3 protein-coding genes are annotated in these 2,261 nt (G+C 62.7%); all 3 read right to left on the bottom strand.

The features are described from left to right. A partial coding sequence (locus tag VZ95_RS13210; RefSeq protein WP_045776262.1) for a 30S ribosomal protein S1 occupies positions 1-1,060 on the bottom strand: 1,060 nt, incomplete at its 3' end. A 144-nt stretch (positions 1,061-1,204) separates the two neighbouring features. After that, positions 1,205-1,822, bottom strand: a complete 618-nt coding sequence (locus VZ95_RS13205) for a (d)CMP kinase (RefSeq protein ID WP_045776261.1) — start codon at positions 1,820-1,822, stop codon at positions 1,205-1,207. A gap of 1 nt (position 1,823) precedes the next feature. Continuing rightward, positions 1,824-2,261 (bottom strand): 3-phosphoshikimate 1-carboxyvinyltransferase (locus VZ95_RS13200; protein ID WP_045776260.1); only part of this gene is annotated, 438 nt, incomplete at its 5' end.

The following is a 2,261-nucleotide window of genomic DNA, read 5'->3' as shown; positions in this document are numbered from 1 at the left end:
TGTCCATGCACTGCTTCAGGCCAAGGCTGATGCGACGCTTCACCGGATCGACATCCAGCACCATCACTTCGACTTCTTGACTGGTCGAAACAATCTTGCCCGGATGAACGTTCTTCTTCGTCCAGCTCATTTCGGAGACATGGACCAGGCCTTCGATGCCGGGTTCCAGTTCCACGAATGCGCCGTAATCGGTGATGTTGGTCACGCGGCCATTGAACTTGGCACCCATCGGGTATTTGGCGGCAACGCCTTCCCACGGATCGGCTTCAAGCTGCTTCATGCCGAGGCTGATGCGCTGGGTTTCCGAGTTGAAGCGGATAACCTGCACATTGACCGACTGGCCAATCGTGAGGGCTTCGGACGGATGATTGATGCGGCGCCACGCGATATCGGTGACGTGCAGCAGACCATCGACGCCGCCCAGGTCCACGAACGCACCGTAATCGGTGATGTTCTTGACCACGCCTTGCAGAATTTGGCCTTCTTTGAGCGAAGCGACCAGTTCCGAGCGGGCTTCGGCGCGCGATTCTTCCAGAACGGCCCGGCGCGACACGACGATATTGCCGCGACGACGGTCCATCTTCAGAATTTGGAACGGCTGCGGGGAGCCCATCAGCGGGGTGATATCGCGCACGGGGCGGATATCCACTTGGCTGCCCGGCAAGAAGGCCACGGCACCCGACAGGTCGACCGTGAAACCGCCCTTGACGCGACCGAAGATGATCCCGGTAACGCGCTGCTGTTCGGTGAAGGCGCGTTCCAGCACATTCCACGCTTCTTCACGGCGGGCCTTTTCGCGCGACAAGCTGGCTTCGCCATTCTTGTCTTCCATGCGCTCCAGGTACACTTCAACCGTGTCGCCGGGCTTCAGTTCAACCGGCAGGCCCGGCGCTGCGAATTCGCGCAGCGGCACTCGGCCTTCCGACTTCAGACCGACATCGATCAGGGCAAAGTCGTTTTCAATGGCAATAATCGTGCCCTTAACGACGGTACCTTCTAGATTATCCCCTGTGCCCAGCGATTCTTCCAGAAGCGCGGCAAAGCTTTCACTCGTGGTCATACATGCTCCGGTCCGGCTGTCCCTGGTCCGGCTATCGGAGCCGAACAGCGCCACCGCTGGACGAAGGCGGTAACGCGGGGTTGGAGAGTGACGAAAACCCCCAAGCTCTGCCCCCTTGGAGAAGAGGTCAGGGCAGGAGGGCGGTTACGCTATCCTGGGCGCTGCAAAGGCAAGGGCTGCCGCGAAGGCCTGATCGGCATCCATCATGGATGTTTCCAGGTGGAACGCGTCGGCTGCCGCCTTAAGGGGGGCTGTGGCGCGTTCACTATCGCGGCGGTCCCGGTCAATCAGGTCCGCAAGGATCTCGGCGTATATAGAAGGATTCCCGCGCGCCTGCAACTCTTTGTGCCGCCGCCCGGCCCGAACTTCGACGGAGGCCGTGACAAATAGTTTGACCGGCGCGTCGGGGCAAATGACCGTGCCGATATCGCGCCCGTCCAAAACCGCCCCCGGTGCCTGGCCCGCAAAGCTGCGCTGGAAGGCGAGCAAGGCCGCCCGCACTTCCGGAATAGCGGAAATCTTGGAGGCGGCCCGCCCGGCATCCTCGCTGCGCAACTCATCGCCGCAGGTCATGCCGACATCGAAAGCTTCCGCCGCCGCAATCGCCGCGCGCGGATCGTCCAGCCGATCCCGCACGACCCAGCCGACGGCCCGATAGAGCAAGCCAGTATCGAGATGCACAAAGCCGAAATGGGCCGCGAGCCTTTTCGCAATCGTGCCCTTGCCGGAGGCCGCCGGACCATCGACCGCAATCACCGGCATGTCAGGCCACTCCTGCGATCTTGAGGCCGAGGCCGTTCATCAGATCGGCAAAGCCGGGGAAGGAGGTATCGACCGGCGCGGCATCGTCAATCGTGATCGGCTCCGCCGTCACCGCCCCGAGGATGAGGTACGACATGGCGATGCGGTGATCGAGCTTGGCGGCAATCGTCACGCCGCCCTTCGGCGGGGTGCCGGTGCCGTCGATGATGCAATCATCGCCTTCGATCGTGACTTTAGCCCCGCAGGCGGTGAGCCCCTCAGCAATCGCCGCCAGCCGGTCGCTTTCTTTCACCCGCAATTCAGACAGCCCGCGCAGAATGGTGCGGCCCGAAGCGCAGGCGGCGGCCATCGCCAGCACGAGATATTCGTCGATCATGCTCGGCGCGCGCTCCGGCGGCACCTCGACGCCGTGCAGCGGGGCGTGGCGCACGCGCAAATC

Origin of the sequence: Elstera litoralis, assembly GCF_000963705.1 — a bacterium.
Taxonomy (GTDB): Bacteria; Pseudomonadota; Alphaproteobacteria; order Elsterales; family Elsteraceae; genus Elstera; species Elstera litoralis.
Note: the sequence above shows the minus strand (reverse complement) of the source record. Positions and strands in the feature narration are given on the sequence as shown.

Bases quoted from the DNA above. Each gene is read 5' to 3' on its own strand.
- VZ95_RS13205 (WP_045776261.1), bottom strand. From the start codon at position 1,822: ATGCCGGTGATTGCGGTCGATGGTCCGGCGGCCTCCGGCAAGGGCACG.